Source organism: Scandinavium sp. M-37 (assembly GCF_043558715.1).
GTDB classification, from domain to species: Bacteria; Pseudomonadota; Gammaproteobacteria; order Enterobacterales; family Enterobacteriaceae; genus Scandinavium; species Scandinavium vulneris_A.
In genome coordinates this window covers 14,729-37,891 of record NZ_JBIGIN010000008.1, presented here as the reverse complement: position 1 = coordinate 37,891, position 23,163 = coordinate 14,729, and the positions used below count along the sequence as shown (strand labels likewise).

Annotated in this window: 23 protein-coding genes; 9 read left to right on the top strand and 14 right to left on the bottom strand. The window is 55.3% G+C overall.

What is annotated here, in order from left to right; genetic code table 11:
• Positions 1-257 precede the first annotated feature (257 nt).
• The 3 genes from ACG0Z5_RS08215 (at position 258) to ACG0Z5_RS08205 (ending at position 1,687) form a co-directional block, all read left to right on the top strand.
• Positions 258-500 carry a DUF333 domain-containing protein gene (locus ACG0Z5_RS08215; protein ID WP_394446465.1) on the top strand — a complete coding sequence of 81 codons (243 nt, stop codon included), beginning with the start codon at positions 258-260 and terminating at the stop codon, positions 498-500.
• A gap of 69 nt (positions 501-569) precedes the next feature.
• Positions 570-875: a hypothetical protein gene (locus tag ACG0Z5_RS08210; protein ID WP_394446464.1), complete on the top strand. Its 306-nt coding sequence runs from the start codon at positions 570-572 to the stop codon at positions 873-875.
• A gap of 104 nt (positions 876-979) precedes the next feature.
• Positions 980-1,687, top strand: a complete 708-nt coding sequence (locus ACG0Z5_RS08205) for a CTP synthase (protein WP_394446463.1) — start codon at positions 980-982, stop codon at positions 1,685-1,687.
• 71 nt (positions 1,688-1,758) lie between these two features.
• Here the strand turns inward: ACG0Z5_RS08205 and ACG0Z5_RS08200 are convergent, their stop codons facing one another.
• Complete coding sequence (locus ACG0Z5_RS08200; RefSeq protein ID WP_394446462.1) at positions 1,759-2,943, bottom strand: CynX/NimT family MFS transporter; 1,185 nt, start codon at positions 2,941-2,943, stop codon at positions 1,759-1,761.
• Between the two features lie 99 nt (positions 2,944-3,042).
• Between ACG0Z5_RS08200 and ACG0Z5_RS08195 the strand changes: the two genes are divergently transcribed.
• The gene (locus ACG0Z5_RS08195; protein WP_394446461.1) at positions 3,043-3,828 is read left to right on the top strand and encodes an AraC family transcriptional regulator; all 786 of its coding nucleotides are present in this window, start codon (positions 3,043-3,045) and stop codon (positions 3,826-3,828) included.
• Here ACG0Z5_RS08195 and ACG0Z5_RS08190 read toward each other — a convergent pair.
• The 3 genes from ACG0Z5_RS08190 to ACG0Z5_RS08180 all read right to left on the bottom strand — a co-directional run bounded on the left by ACG0Z5_RS08190 (position 3,825) and on the right by ACG0Z5_RS08180 (position 7,762).
• Complete coding sequence (locus ACG0Z5_RS08190; RefSeq protein WP_394446460.1) at positions 3,825-4,271, bottom strand: DUF441 domain-containing protein; 447 nt, start codon at positions 4,269-4,271, stop codon at positions 3,825-3,827. The two genes, ACG0Z5_RS08195 and ACG0Z5_RS08190, sit on opposite strands and share 4 nt — an antisense overlap.
• Positions 4,272-4,375: 104 nt before the next feature.
• Entirely contained in the window at positions 4,376-6,412 is a 2,037-nt protein-coding gene (locus ACG0Z5_RS08185; RefSeq protein WP_394446459.1) for a TIM-barrel domain-containing protein, read from the bottom strand.
• 15 nt (positions 6,413-6,427) lie between these two features.
• On the bottom strand, positions 6,428-7,762 hold the full coding sequence (locus ACG0Z5_RS08180) for a glycoside-pentoside-hexuronide (GPH):cation symporter (RefSeq protein WP_394446458.1): 1,335 nt from the start codon (positions 7,760-7,762) through the stop codon (positions 6,428-6,430).
• Positions 7,763-7,991: 229 nt separating this feature from the next.
• Here ACG0Z5_RS08180 and yoaI point away from each other — a divergent pair, with 229 nt between their 5' ends.
• Entirely contained in the window at positions 7,992-8,096 is a 105-nt protein-coding gene (gene yoaI, locus ACG0Z5_RS08175) for a small membrane protein YoaI (protein ID WP_394446457.1), read from the top strand.
• 9 nt (positions 8,097-8,105) lie between these two features.
• Here yoaI and ACG0Z5_RS08170 read toward each other — a convergent pair whose 3' ends face one another.
• The 3 genes from ACG0Z5_RS08170 to yeaG form a co-directional block, all read right to left on the bottom strand.
• Positions 8,106-8,630, bottom strand: a complete 525-nt coding sequence (locus tag ACG0Z5_RS08170) for a YbaK/prolyl-tRNA synthetase associated domain-containing protein (RefSeq protein ID WP_394446456.1) — start codon at positions 8,628-8,630, stop codon at positions 8,106-8,108.
• 121 nt (positions 8,631-8,751) lie between these two features.
• Positions 8,752-10,032: a YeaH/YhbH family protein gene (locus ACG0Z5_RS08165; protein WP_319630036.1), complete on the bottom strand. Its 1,281-nt coding sequence runs from the start codon at positions 10,030-10,032 to the stop codon at positions 8,752-8,754.
• 78 nt (positions 10,033-10,110) lie between these two features.
• Positions 10,111-12,045, bottom strand: a complete 1,935-nt coding sequence (gene yeaG / locus ACG0Z5_RS08160; RefSeq protein ID WP_394446455.1) for a protein kinase YeaG — start codon at positions 12,043-12,045, stop codon at positions 10,111-10,113.
• A gap of 430 nt (positions 12,046-12,475) precedes the next feature.
• On the opposite strand from yeaG, the gene ACG0Z5_RS08155 reads away from it, so the two are divergent.
• On the top strand, positions 12,476-13,225 hold the full coding sequence (locus ACG0Z5_RS08155; RefSeq protein ID WP_394446454.1) for a MipA/OmpV family protein: 750 nt from the start codon (positions 12,476-12,478) through the stop codon (positions 13,223-13,225).
• Positions 13,226-13,319: 94 nt separating this feature from the next.
• Here ACG0Z5_RS08155 and ACG0Z5_RS08150 read toward each other — a convergent pair whose 3' ends face one another.
• Entirely contained in the window at positions 13,320-14,204 is an 885-nt protein-coding gene (locus tag ACG0Z5_RS08150) for a D-hexose-6-phosphate mutarotase (RefSeq protein WP_394446453.1), read from the bottom strand.
• Between the two features lie 97 nt (positions 14,205-14,301).
• Complete coding sequence (gene gapA, locus ACG0Z5_RS08145; protein WP_319630040.1) at positions 14,302-15,297, bottom strand: glyceraldehyde-3-phosphate dehydrogenase; 996 nt, start codon at positions 15,295-15,297, stop codon at positions 14,302-14,304.
• Between the two features lie 338 nt (positions 15,298-15,635).
• Between gapA and msrB the strand changes: the two genes are divergently transcribed.
• Both msrB and ACG0Z5_RS08135 read left to right on the top strand, forming a co-directional pair.
• A complete protein-coding gene (gene msrB / locus ACG0Z5_RS08140) occupies positions 15,636-16,049 on the top strand; it encodes a peptide-methionine (R)-S-oxide reductase MsrB (protein WP_394446452.1) in 414 nt (137 codons plus the stop codon).
• 42 nt (positions 16,050-16,091) lie between these two features.
• Positions 16,092-16,370, top strand: coding sequence for a YeaC family protein (locus ACG0Z5_RS08135; protein ID WP_319630042.1), 279 nt, complete (start codon positions 16,092-16,094; stop codon positions 16,368-16,370).
• 82 nt (positions 16,371-16,452) lie between these two features.
• Here the strand turns inward: ACG0Z5_RS08135 and ACG0Z5_RS08130 are convergent, their stop codons facing one another.
• From ACG0Z5_RS08130 to sppA, 4 genes are all read right to left on the bottom strand, one after another.
• Entirely contained in the window at positions 16,453-17,706 is a 1,254-nt protein-coding gene (locus ACG0Z5_RS08130; RefSeq protein WP_394446451.1) for a glycoside hydrolase family 18 protein, read from the bottom strand.
• A gap of 159 nt (positions 17,707-17,865) precedes the next feature.
• A complete protein-coding gene (gene pncA / locus ACG0Z5_RS08125) occupies positions 17,866-18,507 on the bottom strand; it encodes a bifunctional nicotinamidase/pyrazinamidase (protein WP_394446545.1) in 642 nt (213 codons plus the stop codon).
• 9 nt (positions 18,508-18,516) lie between these two features.
• Positions 18,517-19,533: an asparaginase gene (ansA, locus tag ACG0Z5_RS08120; RefSeq protein ID WP_319630047.1), complete on the bottom strand. Its 1,017-nt coding sequence runs from the start codon at positions 19,531-19,533 to the stop codon at positions 18,517-18,519.
• Between the two features lie 53 nt (positions 19,534-19,586).
• Positions 19,587-21,440, bottom strand: coding sequence for a signal peptide peptidase SppA (sppA, locus tag ACG0Z5_RS08115; protein WP_394446450.1), 1,854 nt, complete (start codon positions 21,438-21,440; stop codon positions 19,587-19,589).
• Between the two features lie 163 nt (positions 21,441-21,603).
• Between sppA and ACG0Z5_RS08110 the strand changes: the two genes are divergently transcribed.
• The gene (locus tag ACG0Z5_RS08110) at positions 21,604-22,155 is read left to right on the top strand and encodes an NAD(P)H nitroreductase (RefSeq protein ID WP_394446449.1); all 552 of its coding nucleotides are present in this window, start codon (positions 21,604-21,606) and stop codon (positions 22,153-22,155) included.
• Positions 22,156-22,193: 38 nt separating this feature from the next.
• Here ACG0Z5_RS08110 and phoC read toward each other — a convergent pair whose 3' ends face one another.
• Entirely contained in the window at positions 22,194-22,940 is a 747-nt protein-coding gene (gene phoC / locus ACG0Z5_RS08105) for an acid phosphatase PhoC (RefSeq protein ID WP_394446448.1), read from the bottom strand.
• Positions 22,941-23,163 lie beyond the last annotated feature (223 nt).

The following is a 23,163-nucleotide window of genomic DNA, read 5'->3' as shown; positions in this document are numbered from 1 at the left end:
TATGCTGAAAATATCGACTATCTAACAATAGTAAAACATGAATACATCAAATTTTATACATCGAATGGGCGAGAAAAGACGGATTTTGTAGCAAAAAAAGCCCCGCCGGGGGAGGCGGGGCAAAACTCATTGATTATGGAATGATGTGTTCTCGGGTTAGTTCGAGAACACTCCTAATTTAAGTTGCAAAAGTGCATTTAAAATGAAGAAATAGTGAAGAATAAGGCAATTCAGCCCAATTAAAGGATGCGATATCAATGAAATATGCCGGATTATTACTCCCACTGGTACTGGTAGGTTGCACCGCGGCCAAACAAAACGATGCACCGCCGCCACCGAATATGGGGATGGCCAATCCTGCGGCGGTCTACTGTCAGCAGAAGGGCGGGACGGAAGTACCCGTGCAGAGCCCACAGGGTGTGCGTACCGACTGCAAATTGCCGAATGGCGAAGTGATTGACGAGTGGACGCTGTACCGTCGCGATCATTCTCAGTCGTGACAGCGCGCTGCTCTCCAGGATACAATTAGAGTTAAGATAAATCTTAAAATTGGATAGTGTGAGAGCAGCATGTTTCAGCTTAAACCGGGCACTCTGGCGATGATCATCGCGGCCCGTACCCCCGCAGGTCGTGCCAACATCGGCAAATCGGTTTCACTTTTTGCGCTGTGTCAGCCCGGTGAACGTATTCTCAATCCCGTGAACGGCGTGGTGACAGAGTTACCGCGTGAAGCACAGCGCCCGCTGTGGCTGGTGACCGGGAATATTCAGTCGGTAGACGGTCAGGCCGGATTTGCGTTCGTACGCCCGGAACATCTGATGCCGCTGAATCCGGACATGCTGCCCGCCGATGAGCTTGAAAAGGTGATTGAGTAAACCCGCATCACTTGCTCATTCAGGGGATTGTTCTGCACGCAAAATCCCGGTAGTCTGGTGTTCCTTATGTAGCCCGTAAACTGCACCGCATAAGGAATCCCCTCATGGAACACCCTTCGAACAAAACGACACTGCGAATTGCCCTCGTTGGCGACTTTAATCCCGACGTGATTGCCCATCAGGCGATCCCGCTGGCGATTGACGATGCTGCGGCTGTTCAGGAACTCACCGCCGACTACGACTGGATTGCGACCACGGATATCCGCAGTGCCGACGACCTGGTGGGTTATGACGCCATCTGGCTGGTTCCGGCCAGCCCGTACAAAAATGCAGAAGGGGCGTTGATCGCCATCCGCTACGCGCGTGAAAACAGCCTGCCGTTCCTCGGCACCTGCGGTGGTTTCCAGCATGCGATTATTGAATATGCCCGCAACGTGCTGGGCTGGAGTGATGCCGCGCACGCCGAAACCGACACCGAAGGCCGGATGGTGATTGCGCCGCTGACCTGCTCGCTGGTGGAAAAAACTGACGCCATTGAGCTGCGGGCCAATACGCTGATCGCCAAAGCCTACGGTCGGTTGAGCATTGAAGAGGGGTATCACTGCAACTACGGTATTTCACCGGAGTTTGCGGCAGAACTTGAGTCAGGCGCCCTGCGCGTGACCGGCTGGGATGAGGAAGGTGAGATTCGGGCGGTGGAACTCATCACTCATCCCTTCTTTGTCGGCACGCTGTTCCAGCACGAACGTAATGCCCTGGAGGGTCGCCCGGCGCCGTTGGTTCATGCGTTTTTACGCGCGGCGGCCAACTAAAAAAAGCCCGTATGCGGGCTTACAACGCAAGTGTAGGCCCGGTAAGCGCAGCGCCACCGGGCATTATTCAGTTACTCACCGATCTCCCGGTCACGTCCGGCAAGTCCGCCGAACACCGCCATCATCAGCGAAAGAATAGCCACCGCAATCAACGGAATATGCCAGTCGCCGCTGGCGTCATGAATTTTACCCATCAGCGGTGGCCCACACGCGGCCAGCAGATAACCCACGGATTGCGCCATCCCGGACAGGGCCGCGGCCTGATGCGCTGAACCTGCGCGCAGGCCGATAAACGTCAGTCCCAAAATCATCGTCGCCCCGCAACCAAAGCCGAAAACGAGCGTCCACAAGGTGGCCTGTTGCGGCAACAGCCAGAAGCCCGCGGCGCTGACGGCACACATCAGGGCCACCCCGACGGCAATTCCGCGCTGGTCTTTCAGCTTATGCAGCACCAGGGGAATGAGCAGCCCCGGCACGGCGGTCGCCAGCTGTAATAAGCCGTGCAATGAACCCGCCTGCGCTTCGCTGTAGCCGTGGCTAATCAGAATGGCGGGCAGCCAGCCGATGATCACGTAATACACCAGAGAGTTGATGCCCAGGAACAGCGTCACCTGCCAGGCCAGCGCTGAACGCCAGATGCCCTTGTTGTGCAGACTGCGTGGCCCGGTGATGGTGCCAGACGTAGGGTTGCGCAGCTGCGGCAGCCAGACGATCAGACCGAGCAGCGGGAACACCATCAGCGCTAACAGCGCCCCATGCCAGCCCGCACCGCTCATCGCTATCGGTACCACTAAGGCGGAACCCAGCGCGGCGGCAACGCCCATGGTCAGGGAATACGCCCCGGTCATGCGCGCCACATGGCCGGAAAAATCACGCTTGATAAGCCCCGGAAGCAGGACGTTACACAGCGCAATGCCGCTGCCAATAATCGCGGTTCCGACGAACAACATCGCCGGGGAGGGCAGGGAACGGATGCCAATCCCGATACACATCAACAGCAGCGCGGCCAGCAGACTGCGTTCCATGCCAAAACGGCGCGCGATGCCAGCCGCCATTGGGGATATGAAGCCAAACGCCAGCAGCGGCAGGGTGGTCAGCATTCCAGTCTGAGCGGTGGACAGGCCAAAGTCGGCGCGAATACTGTCCAGCAGTGGGGCGGCACCGGTAAAAATCACCCGCAGTGAGGTGGCGATCAGTAATATCCCGGCAATCAACAGCAGGTTCTGTCGACGGGAGGTCATAGCAACTGTACTCATGGTGTTCTCGGTCATTCTCAGAAGCGCCTACAATAGCGGTTTTCCTCCGCGTTTAAATCAAGCTAAAATGACAAATAATCGCTCAAATCGGACAAAGCAATGCTGTCAGGATTAGGGCTGGAAGGGTATGAGCCCGACAGCCAGCATGACGCCGCGGAAGCGTTCCGCATTCAGGTAGTCGAAGATGAACAGTTCATTCCCGTGCATCAGCACCGTAAAGGCCAGCTGATCCTGGCCCTGCACGGGGCGATAACCTGCGAAGTCGAAAACGCGATGTGGATGGTACCGCCGCAGTATGCGGTGTGGATCCCCGGTCAACTCCCGCACAGCAACCGTGCCACCCCGGGGGCCAGACTCTGTTTTCTGTTTATCGAACCTGGCGTGGCGGCGATGCCGGACCACTGCTGCACGCTGAAGATTTCGCCGCTGGTGCGGGAGCTCATTCTGACGATGGCCGCGCGTAATCAGGGCGAGAAACAGACCCCGGCGATGCAGCGGCTGATTCAGGTATTATTCGACGAGCTACCGCAGCAGCCACAGGAACAGCTGCAATTGCCAGTGTCAACGCATCCGAAAATTCGCACGATGGTGGAGACGATGGCCGCCGAACCGGCGGTCTGGCAAACGTTAGGCCAGTGGGCCAGCCACTTCGCGATGAGCGAGCGCAATCTGGCCCGGCTGGTGGTGAAAGAGACCGGACTCAGCTTTCGCCGCTGGCGGCATCAGCTTCAGCTGATCCTGGCCCTGCAGGGGCTTATCCGTGGGCAGACCGTCCAGCAGACCGCCCATGCGTTGGGCTATGATTCCACTACCGCCTTCATCACCATGTTTCGCAAAGGATTAGGCCAAACCCCGGGGCGTTACCTGAACGGACTGTCTGACTAGCCCTTGCCAATAAACAGTGACACGATCCCGGCGGCGATCAGCGGCCCCACCGGCACGCCGCGGAACAGCGCCACGCCAAGAACCGTTCCGACTAGCAGGCCTCCAACCAGCTGTGGCTGAGTGCCCATCAGCTGCACGCCCCGGCCACCGAGCCATGAGACAAACACCCCCACCGCGATAGCGACCAGAGATTTCCAGTTGAAGAACGAATGCAGCAGCGTCGAGGCGGGCAGGGTGCCGCTGGCGATCGGGGCCATCACGCCAATGGTCAGCACGATAATACCAATGCTGAGACCCTGTTTTTCAATCCAGGGAAAGAAGGTACTGAGCGGGGTGACGCGCACGATAATCAGCACCAGAATAGAGACCGCGACGGTGGTGTTATGGCTGATAAAACCCAGCGCCGCCAGCCCGAGGAGAATCATCAGGGTAGAGTCAAACATGCAGGAATCCTTGCCAAAAAAAAAGTAAGCCTGCTTACTTTACGCATAAATACGTGAGTAAACAGGCTTTTGTAAAAAAAAGTCTTGTTGTAAGAAGGCTAAGATCAGTTCACCAGGAGGGTGACCAACGCGCTGCCTGCGCGGATGAAGACCGGAATGGTTTCCAGCGGCGCGTCCACGGTGATGCATTCCCCACCCTGATAACGCTCCCCGTTAAAGGCGACCCACTGGGTGCCTGCGGGTAACCAGACCTCACGCTGGCGTTGCCCGGCATGCATGACCGGGGCGACCAGTAAATCCTCGCCAAACAGATACTGATCTTCCGTCTCCCAGCTCTGCTGCTGTTGCGGATAATGCCAGAACAGCGGACGCATCAGCGGATCCCCGTGCTGATGCGCGTTGTCATACAGCGCATCAATGTATGGCCGCAGCTTTTCGCGCACGGTAAGCCAGTGCTGCATGATGTCGAAATTAGCCTCACCGTAGCTCCACAGCTCATTGGGCGAGCCGCTATTGCACTGCGGAATGCCGTCGCGATAGCGTTCAGGCGGTTGGATCTGCGGCTCACGATAGCCATGCATCCGCAGGACCGGACAGAATACCGCCCACTGGAACCAGCGGATCAGCAGTTCATGGAAGGCGGGATCGTTGACGTTTCCGCCCTGGAAGCCGCCAATATCGGTGGTCCACCACGGAATACCGGCCAGACCCATGTTCAGCCCGGCGGCAACCTGATTGCGGAAAGCATGGAATGAGGAGTGTACGTCCCCGGACCAGGCCAGCACGCCATAGCGCTGGCTTCCCGCCCAGGAGCAGCGAACCAGGTTAACGATATCGCGTTCGCCGTTGGCCTGCAGGCCATCGTAAAACCCTTGAGCAAAGTCGCGTGGATAACGGTTGCCCACTTCCAGCACCGGCCCGGCGTGGTAGCGATAGTTATCAAAATCATAGGCCCGATACTCAGGCTCTGCTTCATCGAGCCAGAACAGCTTGATCCCCAAATCATAGTAATTTTTCTTCACCGTCTCCCAGACAAACTGGCGCGCCTGCGGGTGTGTGGCATCGAAGAAGGTGGTGTTGCCCATAAAATCGAGATTCACCTGCACGCCGCGCTCGCTGCTGACCAGCCAGCCTTTGGCTTTCATCTGCGGATATAAAGGGCTACGCGCTTCAACCGTCGGCCAGACTGACACCATCAGTTCAATCCCCATCGCGCTGAGTTCGTCGACCATCGCTTGGGGGTTGGGCCAGTCAATCGGGTCGAAACACCACGTGCCCTGATTCGGCCAATGGAAGAAATCAATCACCATCACGGAAAGCGGCAGTTGGCGGCGACGGTATTCGCGGGCGACGTCCAGCACTTCCTGCTGGGTGCGATAACGTAATTTACACTGCCATAACCCGCTGATAAATGCGGGGGCGGGCGGCGGAGTTCCCGTCGCGTGGGCATACTGGCGAGTGATGTCGACAATGCTGTCGGCGGCGGTTATCCAGTAGTCCATCTCTCCGGTGACGCGTGCCCGCCACTCGGTTTGGTTTTTGGCAAAGTTCACTTCACCAATCGCCGGATTATTCCACAGCAGGCCGTAGCCGAGGCTCGACTGCATGAATGGCACGCTGGCCTGGGAGTTACGCTGGGCCAGTTCCAGCGTACAGCCTTTTAGATCCAGCCACGGCTGTTGGTACTGCCCCATGCCATAAAGTCGCTCCCCAGGCCGCGATTCAAAGCGCACGGTGAGCTGATATTTGCCCCCCGTCAGCGGCTTAAATTCGCGACCGTCGAGTTTTAAGGCACTGACATATTTATCCTGACTTTTTTCACTGGCGCCAATGCCGACGGTTGACCGCTGCCGCCACATTTCTTCCAGCAGCAGTTCACCGCGCTGATTATAAAAGGCCAGCTGTCCTTTCAGATTGAGCACGGCGGTAATATTGCCATTGCGCAGGGTCAGGCTTTCGGCGCTGGCCGTTACCGCTACAGTGCAAGATTCAGCGGGAAGCAGCGCATGAAGGCTTTCGCTGAATTCGGGGGCGCAGGTGGCTCTGACGCGCAGGCTGTTTTTACCCCACGGCTCAATGCGCAGGATTTGGCGTTCGAAGCGCCACTCAATGCTGCTGGAATGCGAAATGAGTTCACTCATGGTTTAACTGTCCTTTTACGAAATACTGTGTCTGGCGAGATTGATAGATTTCATGGTGCTGTCGTCGAGTTTGTACCAGCGCAGGGTGGCGAAAGCGCCCAGCGACAACAGACCGGGAACGACGGTAAACAGGGCGATAATGCAGTACATTGCGGTAGAGGTTTGGGCGGCGGCGTTCGGCACATAGCCGCTCAAGCCCAGGGTCCAGCCGACGATCGCCCCGCTGATCGCCATCCCCAATTTGAGCACCGCGAGGAAGGTCGAGAAGATAACGCCGTCCATGCGTTTGCCTTGCTTCCATTCGGCGTAGTCGGCGACGTCCGCCATCATCACCCACATCAGAGTGGTCGTGGCCTGGTACAGGGTTGAAATCACAAACGTAAGCGGCACCAGGATGAACACCGATTTCGGCGCGAAGAACAGCGCAATGCTCATTACCCCGGCCAGCACGGCGCAGTAGCCAAACATTTGCACTTTGCTGTAATTATGAGTGAGTCGTTTCGCCAGTGCGCTACCCGCGGCTTTACCCAGAATATGCGCCCCGAGCATCCACATAAAATAGCTGGCGCTGCCCAGATAATAGGTGACGAAATACATCATCGCCCCGAGGCGAATAACCCCAAAACCAATGTTGGTTAATACCAGTACGGCCACAACGCGCCACTGATCGTTGCGTAATAAATCACGTAATTCAGCGAGGTAATTATTATGGGTCGCCGGAGCATTAATCCGTTCACGGGTGTTCGCGAAACACACCCAGAACATAACCACTGCCACCGAGGCCATAATTCCCATCGCCCAGCGATAGCCAAGTAATTTATCTGCGCCGCCTAAATATTCTGCCAAAGGCGTCATAAAGAATGTGGATAACGCCCCGCCGAGTGTCGCCAGAAAAAAGCGATACGATTGCAGAGAAATACGCGTGTTGTTATCCGGGGTAATAACCGCTCCCATTGAGCAGTAGGGAATATTAATCGCCGTATACATCAGCATCATAAAGGTGTAGCTCAGGGTGGCGAAAATCATTTTACCGTGTAAATCCAGCGATTCCGGCACTGCGTAGGTGAGCAGACAGCTGGCGCCGAAGGGCAGAGCGAGCCAAAGCATCCATGGCCGGAATTTTCCCCAGCGCGAATTCGTCCTGTCGGCAAGATAACCCATCGCCGGGTCGATAATGGCATCAGCGGTTCGCGCCAACAGGAACATGGTGCCGACGAAGGCAGCAGGCAGCCCGACCACATCGGTATAATAAAAAGTCAGAAAGATAATGACGTTATCCAGCCCTATATGGCTGGCCATATCGCCCAACCCATAACTGATTTTTTCTTTGCGGGTTACCTTGTCAGTCATTGTATTCACCTTGCCAGTGTAAGGTTTATTTGAGGATGTTCTGACATTGATGGTTAACCAGCAGAGCAAAGTTAACAATTACGAGATTTGGCATCAGACTTATGGAAAGTCCTTTTCGTGATACCGGTAACAAATTGCGCTTTAATTATTGCGCAGGAGAAAAAACACGCTGTCATGCCAGTGTCATTAAGGGGGCGTAAAAAGAGAAAATCAGAATGGGAGGGTAATAATGCACGATCAACTGTTTATCGAAACGCTGACTATCCTGCTCTCATTTTTATCGATGGGGGTGATTCTGGTGGCGTCCGTCCTGTTTCTGGAAAGACACCACTAGCGCCTGTCGTTATTCAGCGTCTTGCGCGCGTCGAAAATCAACCAGTTCGGGTTGGGCAATCCGCAGGTAATCCTGAGTATCCATCACAATCGATTTTTCCAGCAATCCCGCGTTAAAGGCGATTTCATCAAAACGCTCAAACAGCAGCGGATCGGCGACCAGCTTCAGGGCCGGGTGAAAGCTGAACGGCGGGATCGCGCCAAACACGCAGGCGGTGAGGGTATCCACTTCTGCCGGGCTTGCCAGCGAGGCTTTCAGGCCGCCGAGATGCAACGCCAGGCGGGATAAATCTGCCTGCTGATCGGCGGCCAGGATCGCCAGTACGTGCTGTTTGACACCGTTACCTTTCACTTTGCACACCAGCGCCTTAGCGCCTTGTCCGAGCGCCGTACCGCGCACCTCAGACACCGCTTCGCACTTACCAATGGCTTCATGTTCCATCACCCGAAAACGAGCCTGCTGAGTATTCAGCACGGCCAGCAAATGCTGGTGAACGTCGCGGGATGCTATTTCAGACGACGTTATGTCAGACATAGTGACTCCATCAAAAGAACCGAACGGTCAGGATAATCGCTCAGATGCGGTGGGGCAAGCGTGGCAGAAATAGGGGAGGCAGAAGAAAATCAGCCAGATAAATGCTATCTGGCTGAGGGGCTTAGCTGGTGGTGGTGCCTTGTTTGTGGAACAGTTCCCGGAAGACCGGGTAAATATCTTCCTGATCGCGGATATGCTGCATGGCAAAATTCTCAAACATCGCCTGCAGGTGCTCGTATTCACGCCACAGGGTTTGATGCGCCCGGCGGGTGATTTCGATATAGCTGTAGTACCGCACCACCGGCAGAATTTTCTTCGCCAGAATTTCATGACACAGCGGTGAGTCATCGGCCCAGTTGTCACCATCCGACGCCTGCGCGGCGTAGATATTCCACTGCGCCGGGTCGTAACGTTCTTTCACCACTTCATCCATCAGCTTCAGGGCGCTGGAGACGATGGTGCCGCCGGTCTCCTGCGAATAAAAGAACTCATGCTCGTCCACTTCTTTCGCCTGGGTGTGATGGCGGATATACACCACATCGACGTTTTTATAGGTCCGGCTGAGGAACAGATACAGCAGGATGTAAAAACGCTTCGCCATGTCCTTGGTTGCCTGATCCATCGAACCGGAGACGTCCATCAGACAGAACATCACTGCCTGGCTGGAGGGTTCCGGGCGTTTCTCGTAGTTCTTGTAACGCAGGTCAAAGGTGTCGATAAACGGTACGCGCTCGATTTTGGCCCGCAGTTCGGCAATCTCCTTACGCAGACGTTCCTCTTCCAGCAGCTGCACCGGCTCGCTTTTGGCGACGGTGTCGAGACTGGCTTCCAGTTCCCGCAGTTCGCGACGTTTCCCGGCGGTCATCGCCGTACGCCGCGCCAGTGAGTTCTGCAAGGAGCGCACCACGCTAATGTTGGCCGGCACGCCGTTGGCGGTGTATCCGGCGCGATGTGTTTTGTACTCCGTCAGTTGGCGGTGCTGATTTTTCTTCAGATTCGGCAGGGCCAAATCTTCGAACAGCAGATCCAGGTATTCATCTTTTGAGATCTGAAACACGAATTCGTCCTGGCCTTCGCCGTCCGGACTCGCCTGTCCCTGACCGCTCCCTCCGCCGCCGCCTCCACCCTGAGGGCGTTCAATACGGTCGTTTTGCACGAAGTGATCGTTGCCTGGATGTACACGATGGCGCAGGCCGCCGCGTCCCTGATGGAACATCGGTTCGCTAATATCGTCTGTCGGAATAGAAACCGACTCGCCGCTGTCGATATCGGTCACCGAACGTTTGTTAATCGCCTCGGAGATCGACTGTTTTATCTGCGCCTTATAGCGGCGCAAAAAGCGCTGGCGGTTCACCGCACTTTTATTCTTACCGTTCAGGCGTCGGTCTATGAACCAGGTCATATTCCCTCCCGTACTGCATTTGCCAACCTTCTGCTACGTAGGCCCGGCAGGCGAGGCGCCGCCGGGCGACTTTCTACATTACGACGATTTACGTACGCGCAGATACCATTCGCACAGCAGGCGAACCTGTTTGCGGGTATAGCCTTTCTCCATCATACGATCGACAAAATCATCGTGTTTTTTCTGCTCGTCAGTTGAAGTCTTGGCATTAAACGAAATCACCGGCAACAGCTCCTCGGTATTCGAGAACATTTTCTTCTCAATAACCGTGCGCAGTTTTTCGTAGCTGGTCCAGTTCGGGTTCCGTCCGCTGTAGTTTGCTCTGGCGCGCAGCACAAAGTTGACGATTTCGTTACGGAAGTCTTTCGGGTTGCTTATCCCGGCTGGCTTCTCAATTTTTTCCAGTTCCGCATTCAGCGATTCGCGGTCGAACAGCTGACCGGTATCCGGGTCGCGGTATTCCTGGTCCTGGATCCAGAAGTCTGCATAGGTGACATAACGGTCGAAAATGTTCTGCCCATATTCAGAATAGGATTCAAGATACGCAGTCTGGATCTCTTTGCCGATAAACTCAGCGTATTTCGGGATAAGGTAGCCTTTGAGGAACTCGAGATAGCGTTCCGACTGCTCCTGTGGGAACTGCTCACGTTCAATCTGCTGCTCCAGGACGTAGAACAGATGGACCGGGTTGGCCGCCACCTCTACGTGGTCAAAGTTGAACACCCGCGAGAGAATTTTAAACGCAAAGCGCGTCGACAGACCGTTCATCCCTTCGTCCACGCCGGAATAGTCGCGATACTCCTGATAGGATTTCGCTTTCGGGTCAGTGTCTTTCAGGCTTTCCCCGTCATACACGCGCATTTTCGAGTAGATGCTCGAGTTTTCCGGCTCTTTCAGACGCGACAGAATAGAGAATCGCGCCAGCGTTTCGAGAGTACCCGGGGCGCATGGCGCATGGGTCAACTCACTGTGGTTAAGCAGTTTTTCGTAAATCTTGATCTCTTCGGAGATCCGCAGGCAATAAGGCACTTTGACGATGTACACACGGTCAAGGAACGCCTCATTGTTCTTGTTATTACGGAAGGTCACCCACTCCGATTCGTTGGAGTGCGCGAGAATAATCCCGTTGAACGGCAGGGCGGAGATCCCTTCGGTACCGTTGTAGTTGCCTTCCTGGGTTGCGGTCAGCAGCGGATGCAGCACTTTGATCGGTGCTTTAAACATCTCGACGAATTCCATCAGACCCTGGTTGGCGCGGCACAGCGCCCCGGAGTAACCGTACGCATCCGGATCGTTCTGCGCGTGGTTTTCCAGTTTACGAATATCCACTTTACCGACCAGCGCCGAGATATCCTGGTTGTTCTCATCGCCCGGTTCCGTTTTCGCAATCGCAATCTGCGCCAGAATCGACGGCCACACTTTCACGACGCGGAACTTGGTGATATCACCGCCAAACTCATTCAGCCGTTTTGCCGCCCACGGCGACATAATGGTGCCAAGGTAGCGGTTCGGGATGCCGTACTCTTTTTCCAAAATCTGCGCATCTTCCTGCGGATTAAACAGGCACAGCGGGTGGTCGTTGACCGGACTGCGCTCGCCGTTGGCGCTCAGCACATAAATCGGCACGCGTTGCATCAACGCCTTCAGACGTTCTGCCAGCGATGATTTACCGCCACCCACCGGGCCGAGTAAATAGAGGATCTGTTTCTTCTCTTCCAGTCCCTGAGCGGCATGTTTCAGGTACGACACTATCTGTTCGATAGCATCCTCCATGCCATAAAACTCCTCAAACGCCGGGTAGCGTGCAACCACCCGATTCGAAAATAGACGGGACAGCCGTGGCTCATGGGCAGTGTCCACCATTACGGGTTCACCGATGGCCATTAACAGACGCTCTGCCGCATTGGCATAGGCACTGCGATCTTGCTTACAGGTTGCAAGAAATTCCTGCAGTGTGAACTCTTCGTCCTTGGCAGCTTCATAACGCTGGCGATAGTGATCGAATATATTCATGGCATGCCGTCCTTTCGTTTTTTAGCACAGGATAAGAGCCGTTCGTATGAGTAATAGAGGCTCCCGGAAGAGGTAAACTGAACCGCGCTTGTCCAATCTCCAGCAACCCTTATGCCAGGTTGACGGGTCTGAAAACATAACGTGCCCCGCGATTACACCTTCTGAATTTAAGCGTAGATGGCATTTGGAAAACTTGCATGTTGGCAAAAGTCAATTTCAATGACATATCAATAACTCATCAAAAAATACCGCGACTTAAAGTGGAAGATAATTCAAGGGATTCACCGGACTGTCATCGGACTGCAAGCGACGTGTCATCTGACGTTGGCAATTTGAGCGGTTAAATATCGTAAGCAGAAGTAAATAATTTGAGGCCAGCGGACCGGGCGGGTAAACTTCAGCCGCTTGTAATTTGAAAGGGATATGCAACGTGAAATTAATCAAACTATTAACAACGGGTCTGCTCTTCGCAACAGCATCGACCGTTGTGCAGGCTGCCGACAGTAAATTGACGCTCGGCGCAGGCGTGGGGGTGGTTGGACATCCGTACAAACAGTACAGCAGTGATGTGTACCCGTTCCCGGCCATTGATTTTGAAAGTGATAACTTCTGGTTCCATGGCATCGGCGCAGGGTACTACCTGTGGAACGATACTGCCGATAAGCTCTCCATCACCGCCTACTGGTCGCCGCTGTACTTTAAGCCAGGTGACAGCGACAACAATCAACTGCGTAAGCTCGATCGTCGCCAGTCGACGATGATGGCCGGCCTGTCCTATATGCACTTCACCCAATACGGCTTCCTGCGCACCACGCTTGCTGGTGACACGCTTGATAAGAGCAACGGCATCGCCTGGGATATGGCGTGGCTGTACCGTTATAACGCCGGTAACCTGACCGTCACCCCGGGGATCGGTTTACAGTGGAACAGCGAGAACCAGAACGATTACTACTATGGTGTTTCCAAAAACGAGTCGAAGAAAAGTGGCCTGCGCAGCTACGATCCTAACGACGGCTGGAACCCGTATGTCGAGCTTTCTGTGAACTATAAGCTGAATGCAGACTGGAGCGTGTATGGGGTAGGGCGTTATACCCGCCTGTCGGACGAAGTGACCGACAGCCCGATGGTCGATAAAAACTGGACCGGGCTGTTGTCCACCGGGATAACCTACAGCTTCTGATAGCGCACTTTTTCAGTGCCTAAGATGCAATAAAACAGGGCGGAAACGCCCTGTTTTGCATTGTGTTGGTGCAGCGTGTTGGTGTCGGCAGCGATTAGCGTTTCGCGACGCGAATCGACTGAGACAGACGGGAAGGTTTTTCTTCCGACGCTTTCTGCGGTTGGGTCACGCACGCGGTTTCCACGCAAACGAAGGTCTTATAACCGTCATCCGGCATGTCGCCCATGCTGACGGACAGCGCCGGGCCTGGATTCCAGCCCACCACGTTGCTGTGATGGCCGTGTACCACGTCGATGTTACGACCCAGTGCACCGTCGTGGATCACGCTGCAGGCTTCTGCATTCAGGTACACGCGGTCAGTACGGTCAGGGAAAGTCTGTACGCCATCGGACAACACACCTTCTTCCGCATTTTTGACTTTATCGATGTAACGATCGCCAAAGCCACTCACTTTCACCGCGCTAATGTCGCCCACGTTGAAGTAGCTGTGCAGGGCGGAAGTGGTTTCAAAGTCGCCATGGGCTTCCAGCTCAATCTCGCAGGTTTTGCCCACTTTGAAACGGGCGTACAGCGTGAAGTCATGCGGCCACAGTTTCAGCGTTGCTTCATTGCTTTGCAGTTCAAACGTCAGCACCACGCCGTTGTCGTCTTCGTTATGTGCTTTCAGCGTCCACGGCAGATTACGCGCGAAGCCGTGAGCAGGAAGACCCTGCTGTGCCGCCGGGCCAAACCAAGGCCAGCAAATCGGCACGCCGCCGCGCAGCGCGACGCCGTTTTTGAACGGAGTGTTGTTGCTCAGCCACAGGACCTCGGCTTCTCCGGCCGGTTTCCAGGAGAGCAAATGTGCGCCCTGAAGAGCAAAAGAGGCTTTGGCCTGTGGGTGATCGACCACAACCAGTTCCAGGTCATCAAGCTGGCGGCGAGAAAGTACAGGGGTAAGTTGTTCAACTACCGGGAGAGCAAAAATTTTGTTAATCATGGTGCAATCCTAAAGGTTAGCCGTAAACGTAAAGCAATAAAAAAGGCGACCGAGGTCGCCTTTTTAGATCCGTTTTGAATCAGATTCTCATCTCAACTTATTTGGAGATGTGAGCAATCAGGTCCAGAACTTTGTTGGAGTAGCCAGTTTCGTTGTCGTACCAGGAAACCAGTTTCACGAAGTTGTCGTTCAGTGCGATACCAGCTTTAGCATCGAACACGGAAGTGCAAACTTCGCCGTTGAAGTCGGTAGAAACAACGTCGTCTTCGGTGTAACCCAGAACGCCTTTCATTGCGCCTTCAGAAGCCGCTTTGATTGCTTTCTTGATTTCTTCGTAAGACGCTGCTTTTTCCAGACGAACGGTCAGGTCAACAACGGATACGTTTGGAGTCGGAACGCGGAACGCCATACCAGTCAGTTTGCCATTCAGTTCTGGCAGTACTTTACCTACTGCTTTAGCAGCACCGGTAGAGGATGGGATGATGTTCTGTGCTGCGCCGCGGCCGCCGCGCCAGTCTTTGTGAGACGGGCCATCAACGGTTTTCTGAGTTGCGGTGGTCGCGTGAACAGTCGTCATCAGACCTTCGATGATGCCGAAGTTGTCGTTGATAACTTTTGCCAGCGGTGCCAGGCAGTTGGTGGTGCAAGATGCGTTAGAAACGATGTCCTGACCCTGGTATTTGTCAAAGTTAGCGCCTTTAACAAACATTGGGGTGTCATCTTTAGATGGGCCAGTCAGAACAACTTTCTTCGCGCCAGCGGTGATGTGCTTACGCGCGGTTTCGTCGGTCAGGAACAGACCAGTTGCTTCAGCAACAACGTCAACGCCTGCTTCGTTCCACTTCAGGTTAGCCGGGTCACGCTCAGCGGTAACACGGATTTTTTTACCGTTAACGATCAGATGACCGTCTTTCACTTCTACGGTGCCGTTAAAACGACCGTGAGTGGAGTCATACTTCAGCATGTATGCCATGTAGTCAGCGTCTAACAGATCGTTGATTGCAACGATCTCGATGTCAGAACGTTCCTGAGCAGCACGGAAAACAATGCGACCGATACGGCCAAAACCGTTGATACCTACTTTGATAGTCATATATTCCACCAGCTATTTGTTAGTGAATAAAAGGTTGCCTGTAAAATTACAAAAACCTTACGCAGCGTCAAGCGGAATCGTGTCAATCATTGCGACAAATCAATCCTATGCACAACCTTTGCGCGACTGACTGCCTCACTCATCCATTGGGCTCATTTCCATATGCGGCCTGCGGCGGGAATTTTAAAGGCCATAAGAGATAATAATGTGATGTGGGTCACAATTACCTGGCTGCCCTTTCGCAACGAATAAGTTTAGAACAAAAGTTCGCACTTCATTGTTAATGTTTTGTTAGAATCGTCGCAGAAGTGGTCCCTTTTACAGCGAGAAGTGAGCATATGGCCAATAAACCTTCCCCGGAAGAGCTGAAAGGCTCTTTGAGCGAAATGCAATTTTACGTGACCCAGAATCACGGTACTGAACCGCCGTTCACCGGCCGCCTGCTGCACAACAAGCGTGACGGCATCTACCATTGCCTGGTGTGCGATGCGCCGCTGTTTACCGCCGAAAGCAAGTATGATTCTGGCTGCGGCTGGCCGAGCTTTTATGAGCCGGTGAACGACGCCGCGATCAAATACCTGAATGATTACTCTCACGGGATGCAGCGCACCGAAATTCGTTGCGGGAACTGTGACGCACATCTCGGCCATGTGTTCCCGGATGGTCCGCAGCCGACCGGAGAGCGTTATTGTGTGAACTCGGCGTCACTGAGCTTCACCGATGAGCAAAATGGCGACCAAACTAAGGGTTGAAGAAACGATTCAGCAAATTATTCCTGAGGAGCGGGCCTGAACGTGGAAATTGAGCAAATTATCGACGGTATGACCGAGGACGTTTATCAGCGTCTGGCCACCGCCGTAGAGCTGGGAAAATGGCCGGATGGCGTGGCGTTAACCCCGGAGCAAAAAGAGAACAGTCTGCAACTGGTGATGCTGTGGCAGGCGCGTTACAACACCGACGCGCAGCACATGACCATCGACACCCAAGGGCAGATGGTGATGAAAAGTAAACAGCAGCTGAAAGAGGATTTTGGCCTCGCGCCGAAGCCGATTGCGACGCTGAAAATGCAGTGAGTGGTTTGTTGCCCGGTGGCGCTTCGCTTACCGGGCTTACCGGCCCAACCGGGCTGATTGCGTCAGCCCGGTTGGTATCGGGTTAGTGTTTAATCCCCAGTGATGTCGCAAGCTGCTTCGCCAGCTGGTTATGCGAGTCGGCGCCATACTCCCAGAACATCGCCCCGCCCAGACCTTTCTCTTTGATGTACTGCGCCTTCAGGTCAACGGATCGTGGATTTTCATACGACAGCGCAAACAGCGGTTTGCCTTGTGCTGATTTCACCGACAGCCACGGCACCTTCGCCTCGTCGTCCCAGTGCTCGGTAAAGCGTTTCTGCGGATCGTTAATCAGTCTGGCGACAATATCGTTGTACTTCACGTAGGTATCTTTGGTCAGGTCATAGCCGAGCGATTTGAACAACTCGACTTCCGGCGCACCAAAGTAGGGCTGGGTCACCGGGTTTTTCGCCGCATCGGGTTTTGACCAGTCGATACCCGGCTCAACGCTGCGTTTTGGCACGCGGCCGTAGAAGCCAATCCCCAGATTCATCTGCTCAGGTTTCAGTCCCGCGGCGAGATAGTTGTTGACCACAAAATCCACGCTGTACTTGTCGGCGGCAGCCACCGTTGGCCAGTGGCTGGAGTCATACAGGTTGGAGTTGAAGTACTGCGTGCCGTAGGCCATATCGTAGGTCATCAGGTTGATGTAGTTCAGATACGGCGCAATGGCCTTCACATCGACCCAGCTTTTCGGACTTTCCGCATTCGCGCCCAGCGCGACGGTGACTAATTTCTCTTTCGGCAGGGCTTCCCGCAGTTCTTTCAGTAGCGCGGTGAAGTTGTCTTTATCCTGCGGCTGCTTATCGACCAGACCCCAGGCACCGTTGACCGGAAATTCCCAGTCGAGGTCGATGCCATCCAGACCGTAGGTGTTGACGATGTCATTCACGGAGCGGATAAATACCGCGCGGCTCTCCTGGCTGTCAGCCGCCCCGGAGAATCCTCGTGCCCCCCAACCGCCGACCGACAGCAGAACTTTCAGCTGTGGATTTTGTTTACGCAGTTCAGGGATTTTATGCAGGTCGGCAATCACCTTCGGCGAGAGCCAAATCTGGTGCAGTTTAGTGGCGTCTTTCAACGCCTCGTTGGTTTCGCCCGCTTCATCGTTGTAAATCAGGCCGAACGAGTAGTTCAGGTGGGTAATCTGGCGCACATCCAGCGTGTCGATATCTCCGCCAGGGCCCGCAGTCACATCGCCACCGCCGTTGAAATAGCCAACGGACATCATATCCGCCGCAAAAACGTAGGGCGCGCAGAGCAGGGGTAAGGCTGCCAGAACAGGCATAAGCTTCATACAGTTTCCTCTTTGACTGATAAAAAATACGCACGCCACACAACGGCGTGGCGAAAAAACAGCCAGAAAAGAGTAGCATTGCCGCTTCGCTAAAACTGCGAGAAAGCTTCAAATTATTGTATTTGAGAGGAATTGCCCGGCGGGATGCCGGGCAGGGTGTCAGGCTTGGGTTTCCTGCCAGTCAGCGAGGGTGTAGAGCGTTGCCCCGGCGGAGGCCATCTCCATAAACGCCTGAACGCTGTCCTGTGGCGTGAGATTAACCCCGCGACAGCCGTCGGTAATCACGTTCACTTCGTAACCCAACGCCAACGCATCGAGCACCGTAAACTTCACGCAGTAATCGGTGGCTAAGCCGAGCACGACAAGCTCGGTGACTTTTTCACCTTTCAGCCACGCGTCGAGACCGGTTTTCTGCCGATGCCCGTTATCGTAAAAGGCGCTGTAGCTGTCGATATTGACGGCTTCCCCTTTCGGAAACACCACATCGACAAACTGCGTGTTCAGCATCGGGTGCAGCGCCGCCCCTTCGCTATTCTGCACGCAGTGATCGGGCCAAAAGGTCTGCGGCAGGCCGTCGAGCATACCTTGCGTATACGGCTCAACGTCATGCTGGCTGGCAAAGCTGCCGTGATTGGCCGGATGCCAGTCCTGGCTCGCCACAATGGCGTCCCCGCGTACCAGGCACCAGTGGATCATCGCATTTGCCACATCCACCGTGCTGTCGCCTTCCGGCACCGCCAGGGCACCTCCGGCACAAAAATCGTTCTGCAAATCGACCAGTAACAGCGCGCGTCGGTTCATCATGGTTCCTTACTCGTCAGGCGTCAGTTCACCGCGCAGGTTCTGCTGCATCGCGGTTCGCACCGCATCGACATCCAGCCCCTGCGTTAACAGATAGTGTAGCTTGGTCAGCGTCGCTTCCACGGTCATATCAAACCCGCTCACCACGCCTGCATGGGCGAGGGCATTGCCGGTGGCATAGCCGCCCATATTCACCTTGCCGGACATGCACTGCGTCAGGTTGACCACCACGATGCCGCGGTGGCTGGCTTCTGCCAGTTCCTTGAGGAAATCACCGTTTTGTGGGGCGTTACCCACGCCATACGAGCGCAGGATCAGCGCTTTGACCGGCTGACGCAGGAAGTTACGCACCACGTCGGCGGAAATGCCCGGGTAAATGGTGACCACGCCAATCGGCTGCGGAGTAATGCGGTGGACGATAAGCTCGCCCATGCCGTGCGGCGCAGGGGGCGTACCTAACCGACGAATATGGATCCCGGCTTCCAGCAGGGGTTGCAGGTTCGGCGAGGCGAACGCGTCAAAACCGTCGGCATGGGCTTTAGTGGTGCGATTCCCGCGATACAGGCGATTGTTGAAGAACAGCGTCACTTCGTTAATCGGGTAGTTCGCCGCCACGTACAACGAATTCAGCAGATTGATTTGTCCGTCGGAACGTAACTCCGCCAGCGGGATTTGTGACCCTGTCACAATGACCGGTTTGCCGAGATTTTCCAGCATGAACGACAGCGCTGAGGCGGTGAACGCCATGGTATCCGTGCCGTGCAGGATAACAAAGCCATCGTACTCATCGTAATGCGCCTGGATATCTTCGGCGATATGCTGCCAGTCTTCCGGCGTCATATCGGAAGAATCCATCAGCGGGGCATATTCATGGATGGTGAAATCTGGCATTTCCGGGCGATGGAATTCAGGCATCAGCGCCAGCTGACGTTGCAGATGGCCGGACACCGGAATGTAACCCTGTTCAGAGCGCTGCATCCCAATGGTCCCGCCGGTGTAGGCGACGTAGATTGATTTCTTTTGCATGATAAGTAACGGATTCAGAATGAAAAAATCCCCTCCGGTGGAGGGGATGTGAATTAGCGTATGTTAGCGCAGGTCAGGCAGAACGCATAACGGTTCTGCGGGTCATTGAAGGCTGCGAGCTTATCGCCTTCGGCCTTCATCGCCGTTGCCGCGGTAACCAGCGGGGCTGGCAGATAGGCCTGCAACGCTTCCGGCAGCGCCGCCCGAACCGAACCGGTCAGGCTGTCGACCACCGAGTTGAACAGCGTTGGCTCTTCCTGGTAATAGTCAATGTGCCACTGCTTGAGCTTCGCCAGTTCGGCGGCTTTGGCGACGGCATCATCAAAATCACCGAGGCTATCGACCAGCCCGTTGGCTTTCGCGTCCTGGCCGGTCCACACGTGGCCCTGCGCAATTTTATCCACCTGTTCCGGCGTGCTGTGACGTGACTGCGCCACCAGGGTGATAAAGCGCTTATAGCCGTTCTCAATGCTCAGTTGCATCATTTCCTGCACTTCCTGCGGCAGGGCTTTGGTCATTGAAATATCCGCCAGCGGAGAGGTCGCGACGCCATCGGTATGCACCCCGATAGAGCCCAGGCTGTCCTGCACGGTATTGATAACCCCAAAGATACCAATCGAGCCGGTGAGGGTGCTGGCGTTCGCCACGATGTAATCCGCCGGGGTGGAAATCCAGTACCCGCCGGAGGCCGCCATGCCGCCCATCGACACCACGACCGGTTTCCCGGCCGCACGTGCCGCCGCCAGTTCAGAGCGGATCACCTCAGAGGCGCTGACGCTGCCGCCCGGGCTGTTGACACGCAGCACGATAGCTTTCACTTTCGGATCAAGACGCGCATCGCGGATCTGTGACGCGGTGGTATCGCCGCCAACGTTGCCCGGCGTTTCCGGTCCGTCAATGATCGCCCCGTCGGCAAAGATAACCGCCACGCTGGCCCCTTTATCAGAAGGCGTTTTGCGCGAGTAATCGTAGTAGCTCACGGCGCGATAATCGTTATCCGCTTTGCTCCAGCCAAACTGCTTGGTCAGCGCTTTTTCAATTTCGGTACTGGAGGCCAGCACGTCGACCAGTTTGTTATCCAGGGCATACTTCGCGGTATCGCCATCGACTTTACGCAGGCCGTCGAGCACTCCTTGCGCGCCCGGGAAAATCTGTTCCGGGGTGGTCTGGCGGTTGGCGGCCACGGTGTTCAAATAGTTCTGCCACAGTTCGCCAATCCAGCGGCTGTCGGCTTCACGTGCGGCCGGAGACATATCGTCCCGGATGAACGGCTCCACGGCAGACTTATAGGTGCCGACGCGGAACACGTGGGTCGTCACTTTCAGCTTATCGAGCAGGGATTTGTAGTACAGCCCGTTGGTGGCAAAGCCATGCAGATCCACTTCGCCCTGCGGGGAGAGGTAAATCTTGTTGGCGAAGCTGGCCAGATAGTACTGACCCTGGGTGTAACCGTCGCCAATGGCGTAAACCGGCTTGCCGCTGTCGCGGAATTCGCGCAGCGCTTTCCCGATGTACTGCATCGACGGCTGATCGGCCCCGGCAAAGTTTTTCAAATCAAGGACGATCCCGGTGATATTCCGGTCATCTTTCGCCTGGCGAATGGTTTGCACCACATCGAACAGCGAGTTTTCCTGCAAACGATCGGAGCTGGCGCCTAACAACTGGCGGCCAATGGCGCCCACTTTACTGCTGGTCGAGGGCTTATCAACCACCACCCCGGTCAGGTCCATCAGCAATGCGCCGCGGCCCGAGCTTTCCGTGCTGCTGCTACTCAGCTGCATCCAGATGCCCACGCACACCAGCACCAACAGAATAAAGAACACGTTCAACACCAGCTCACGGATGAAGTTCAGTAAGCGCCACGTCCATTTAAAGAATCCGGCAATGAATCGCCAAAGGGTTCGCATGTTTTCTCCCTGCCTGAATGAATAGAGGTCCGCCCGCAAAGGCGCGACGTGTGGCTATCCTAAAGACACCGTCGCCGGTTGTCAGCAGGAATCGCCTCCGCTGCTGTAACAAAATCTGCTCTCATGTTAATTTTATGAAAACCCTATGTCAGGAGATCTCTCAATGGATGCACTCGAACTACTCGTTAATCGTCGCAGCGCTTCCCGTCTGGCCGATCCGGCGCCGGAAGGCGAACAGCTGGAAAACATTCTGCGTGCGGGCCTGCGTGCGCCCGATCATGGCACCTTGCAGCCGTGGCAGTTCTTCGTGATTGAAGGCGAAGGACGCGATCGTTTCAGCCAACTGCTGGAAAAAGGGGCCATTGCTGCCGGGCAGGATGAAAAAGCGATTGATAAAGCGCGTAATGCGCCATTCCGCGCGCCGCTGATTATCGCGGTGGTGGCGAAATGTCAGACCGGGCACAAAGTGCCGGTGTGGGAGCAGGAAATGTCCGCCGGTTGTGCGGTGATGGCGATGCAGATGGCAGCGGTGGCGCAGGGCTTTAACGGCATCTGGCGCAGCGGAGCGTTGACCGATAGCCCGGTGGTGCGCGACGGCTTACAGTGCCGCGAGCAGGATAAAATCGTCGGCTTCCTCTATCTGGGTACGCCGCAGCTGAAAGCCTCGACGACGGTCTCGGTGCCGGACACCACGCCGTTCGTGGTGCGTTTTTAAGTCACCCAAACTGCCCGGCATGCCGGGCAGTCTCTGTTTTACTTCTGCGTTTTAGCAAACTCGTCTTTGGCTTTCTGCAACTGCTGCTGGAAGGCCGGGTTAGTATGCAGCGTGGCGACCACCGCCGAGCCGACAATACGCGCCGCATCGACATCGCTCTGCCAGTGATAACCACAAATAACCCGGCTTTGGCCCAGGTCATAGCCGCGTTTAAGGATCTCGTTCTGACGCGCCGGGTTCACTTCCGCCAGCACCAGCGCGGTTGCCCAGCCGATAGACGTATGGCCCGACGGATAAGACCCGTTTTTCGCCAGTTCATCCTGCTCTTTGGTATTACAGGTCGGCACGCCATAGAAGGCGAACGGACGCACGCGCATGTATTTCTGCTTCGCCGAACGGGTCGCCAGATCCCCGGCATCCTCAATCATGTTGGTCAGCAGCTTGTGCAGTTCCGGGCTGTCTTTGGCGGTGATCGGTGAACCAAACGCGCCGGAGAAGGCGTTCGCCACGCCGCCGCTGCTCAGGTTGGCATCTTCCGCCGCCTGCTTGCCGCGCTCGGTGCTGCGCAGCAGACGACCCTGTTCATACATCGCCTGATCGTTCAGGAAAGCAATGCTGCCCACTTCCGGTGGGGGCGGCAACAGGGCCAGGCTGTCGATGGCCTGGGCATTTTTCAGGAAATAGAGGTCAGGTTTAGTGGTGGCATCATTCCCTGTGGGCACCAGTGCAAAGGCATTAACGGAAAACAGGCTGGCAACGCAAAACGCGAGAATACTCTTTTTCATTGTGGTTCCTTTTTTATGTGAATCGTCCAAAGGTCTGGCTGTCACATTTCTGTCATAAATCGACGCTGAAAAAGTTGCGTTAGCTCGCAAAACGGCAGATACATTAGTTTCGTGAATGAATTAAATTTCACATCGGATGCGCGCCCACCCCCCTAATTGCGCGGATAGTGAGCAACAGTGCGCGAAATCAGACTGTCTGACTTACCACAGTCAACAATGGGCG

Excerpts from the sequence above, each read along its gene's own strand:
- ACG0Z5_RS08130 (WP_394446451.1), bottom strand. The coding sequence starts at position 17,706 with ATGAAGCTTATGCCTGTTCTGGCAGCCTTACCCCTGCTCTGCGCGCCC.
- ACG0Z5_RS08180 (WP_394446458.1), bottom strand. The coding sequence starts at position 7,762 with ATGACTGACAAGGTAACCCGCAAAGAAAAAATCAGTTATGGGTTGGGC.
- sppA (WP_394446450.1), bottom strand. The coding sequence starts at position 21,440 with ATGCGAACCCTTTGGCGATTCATTGCCGGATTCTTTAAATGGACGTGG.
- ACG0Z5_RS08165 (WP_319630036.1), bottom strand. The coding sequence starts at position 10,032 with ATGACCTGGTTCATAGACCGACGCCTGAACGGTAAGAATAAAAGTGCG.
- ACG0Z5_RS08190 (WP_394446460.1), bottom strand. The coding sequence starts at position 4,271 with ATGTTTGACTCTACCCTGATGATTCTCCTCGGGCTGGCGGCGCTGGGT.
- yoaI (WP_394446457.1), top strand. The coding sequence starts at position 7,992 with ATGCACGATCAACTGTTTATCGAAACGCTGACTATCCTGCTCTCATTT.
- ACG0Z5_RS08185 (WP_394446459.1), bottom strand. The coding sequence starts at position 6,412 with ATGAGTGAACTCATTTCGCATTCCAGCAGCATTGAGTGGCGCTTCGAA.
- ansA (WP_319630047.1), bottom strand. The coding sequence starts at position 19,533 with ATGCAAAAGAAATCAATCTACGTCGCCTACACCGGCGGGACCATTGGG.
- ACG0Z5_RS08195 (WP_394446461.1), top strand. The coding sequence starts at position 3,043 with ATGCTGTCAGGATTAGGGCTGGAAGGGTATGAGCCCGACAGCCAGCAT.
- yeaG (WP_394446455.1), bottom strand. The coding sequence starts at position 12,045 with ATGAATATATTCGATCACTATCGCCAGCGTTATGAAGCTGCCAAGGAC.
- pncA (WP_394446545.1), bottom strand. The coding sequence starts at position 18,507 with ATGAACCGACGCGCGCTGTTACTGGTCGATTTGCAGAACGATTTTTGT.
- ACG0Z5_RS08110 (WP_394446449.1), top strand. The coding sequence starts at position 21,604 with ATGGATGCACTCGAACTACTCGTTAATCGTCGCAGCGCTTCCCGTCTG.
- ACG0Z5_RS08200 (WP_394446462.1), bottom strand. The coding sequence starts at position 2,943 with ATGAGTACAGTTGCTATGACCTCCCGTCGACAGAACCTGCTGTTGATT.
- phoC (WP_394446448.1), bottom strand. The coding sequence starts at position 22,940 with ATGAAAAAGAGTATTCTCGCGTTTTGCGTTGCCAGCCTGTTTTCCGTT.
- ACG0Z5_RS08205 (WP_394446463.1), top strand. The coding sequence starts at position 980 with ATGGAACACCCTTCGAACAAAACGACACTGCGAATTGCCCTCGTTGGC.
- ACG0Z5_RS08215 (WP_394446465.1), top strand. The coding sequence starts at position 258 with ATGAAATATGCCGGATTATTACTCCCACTGGTACTGGTAGGTTGCACC.
- gapA (WP_319630040.1), bottom strand. The coding sequence starts at position 15,297 with ATGACTATCAAAGTAGGTATCAACGGTTTTGGCCGTATCGGTCGCATT.
- ACG0Z5_RS08170 (WP_394446456.1), bottom strand. The coding sequence starts at position 8,630 with ATGTCTGACATAACGTCGTCTGAAATAGCATCCCGCGACGTTCACCAG.
- ACG0Z5_RS08150 (WP_394446453.1), bottom strand. The coding sequence starts at position 14,204 with ATGATTAACAAAATTTTTGCTCTCCCGGTAGTTGAACAACTTACCCCT.
- ACG0Z5_RS08210 (WP_394446464.1), top strand. The coding sequence starts at position 570 with ATGTTTCAGCTTAAACCGGGCACTCTGGCGATGATCATCGCGGCCCGT.
- msrB (WP_394446452.1), top strand. The coding sequence starts at position 15,636 with ATGGCCAATAAACCTTCCCCGGAAGAGCTGAAAGGCTCTTTGAGCGAA.